This window comes from Streptomyces sp. NPDC021080, from assembly GCF_044333225.1.
Lineage (GTDB): Bacteria > Actinomycetota > Actinomycetes > Streptomycetales > Streptomycetaceae > Streptomyces.
On sequence record NZ_JBIRQM010000043.1, the window covers coordinates 14,338 to 16,317 of the forward strand.

Annotated in this window: 2 protein-coding genes; both read right to left on the reverse strand. The window is 69.1% G+C overall.

Going from position 1 to position 1,980, the window contains the following annotated elements:
• On the reverse strand, window positions 1–1,412 hold a 1,412-nt coding region (locus ACH4S8_RS44610), incomplete at its 3' end, for a trypsin-like serine protease (protein ID WP_398405004.1).
• A gap of 91 nt (window positions 1,413–1,503) precedes the next feature.
• Window positions 1,504–1,980, reverse strand: a complete 477-nt coding sequence (locus tag ACH4S8_RS44615; protein WP_398405006.1) for a hypothetical protein — start codon at window positions 1,978–1,980, stop codon at window positions 1,504–1,506.

Consider the following 1,980-nt stretch of genomic DNA (forward strand, 5'->3'; position numbering starts at 1 on the left):
CCGCGTCCGTCGGAGGTGTTGCCGTACTTGTACAGCACGCCGACGTCGGACTTGCCGTCGCCGTTGAAGTCACCCGCGACAGGCATGGAGTTGTCCCAGGTCCAGGAGCCGTCGCCGGAGTCCCAGGCCTTGACGGGTGCGTTGATACCGGTGCCGGTGGAGGTGAACGTCCACAGCGCGGTGTGGCCGCGTCCGTCTGAGGTGTTGGGGTACTTGTAGAGGACGCCCACGTCGGCGAGGCCGTCGCCGTTGAAGTCACCGGACACCGGGGCGGAACTGTCCCAGCTCCAAGATCCGGTGCCGGAGTCCCACACCTTCACCGGTGCGTTGAATCCGGTGCCGGTGGAGGTGAATGTCCACAGCGCGGTGTGGCCGCGTCCGTCTGAGGTGTTGGGGTACTTGTAGAGGACGCCCACGTCGGCGAGGCCGTCGCCGTTGAAGTCACCGGACACCGTCTTGCCGAGGCTCCAGTCCCAGGAAACAGTGCCGGAGTCCCACGACTTCACCGGGCCGTTGATGCCGCTGCCGGTGGAGGTCTGCAGCCACAGGGCCGTGTGGTTGGTGCCGTCGGTGTTGGTCCCGTAGTTGTACAGGTACGCGACATCGGACTTGCCGTCACCGGTGTAGTCGGTGACGCGGGGGACAGCGACGGTGGAGGCCACCCAGCCGCGCAGGTCGTCGACGCGGGCGCTGACGGCCCCAGTCTGCGTCACGGCCGGGTCGATGCCGAAGCAGCCGCCCTGCCAGGACCTGCTGCTGACGGCGACCAGTTCGGGCTTGCCGCCCACCAGGCGCACGGTCGGGCCGCCGGTGTCGCCCATGCAGACGCTCGCGCCGTCCTTGCCGGTGATGGCGACGGTGTCCGCGGCGACCGAGTCGACGGCGAAGGTGCCGCTGTGCAGCTGCAGCGGGGACCACTCGGTCTGCGTCCGGCCATAGCCGGCCACCGTCAGATCCTCGCCGGCCGCGGCCGCGGCGGTACTGATGGCGATGGGCGTGACGGTGGTGACCGGGCGACTGAGCCGTGCCAGCACCACATCCCGCGACGGGTACGGGACCAGGTCCACGATGGTGCGTGTCTCGCCGGCCGTGGTCGTGAGGTCGGTGCGGCCGATGGTCGCGGTGGTCTTGAGCTTGGGCGCGCCCGCGGGTAAGGCGAGACTCACGGCCGGGTTGTCAGCGAAGCAACTAGCTGCGGTGATAAGCCAGTTGCGGTCGACCAGTGCGCCTGAGCAGGCCTTCTGGCCGTCGCCGATGTCCAAGCGGGCGGTGAATGCGAGGGAGCCATCGCCCGCGGCCGGCCCGGAGACGGCGTTCGCGGGCGTGACGGTCAGGGCCAGCGGGGCCGCGACGAGCGCGGCGGCGAGCATCGCGGTGAGTGTGGTGAGACGGTGACGTCTGGGGTGTCCCATGTGACCTTCGGTTTCCTTGGTGGGAGGAGGTGCGGCGCCTGTGCGCGCCCGGCGGAGCGCGGCGGTTCTGGCGCGAGGCGCCGATGGCGGGTTACTTGGAGGACCGGATCTCCACGAGCATGTGCTCGCGGCCGTCCGGGTCCGCGCTCTCGCCCACCGCGGTCCACTGGTTCTTGGCGACGGCGAAGGTCTTCTCCTCGTCGTCGACGGTCATGTCGACGTCGGTCGTGTAGTCGTTGCCCCGGATTCCGTAGACCGAGGGGATCTCCAGGGTCAGCCAGCCGGAGTTGCCGACGACCTTGAAACAGATCATGGACTTTTCACGGGCCCAGACCTGCAGGAGACCGGTGCCGGAGGAGCAGTCGGCGAGCGTGATGTGGCCGTCGCCGCGCTTGAGGACGATGTTCTGCTCGGCGAGGATCTTGTCGGCCTGTGGGTAGTTGAAATCCTCGATCGCGTAGCCCGGTCCCTCATCGGCGACGGACGTGATGGCCCCGGACTTCACGCCCGCCGCGGTGGGGGCAGCGCCGGGCAGCGCGAACCACGCCAGCGCGCCGACGATGGCCAC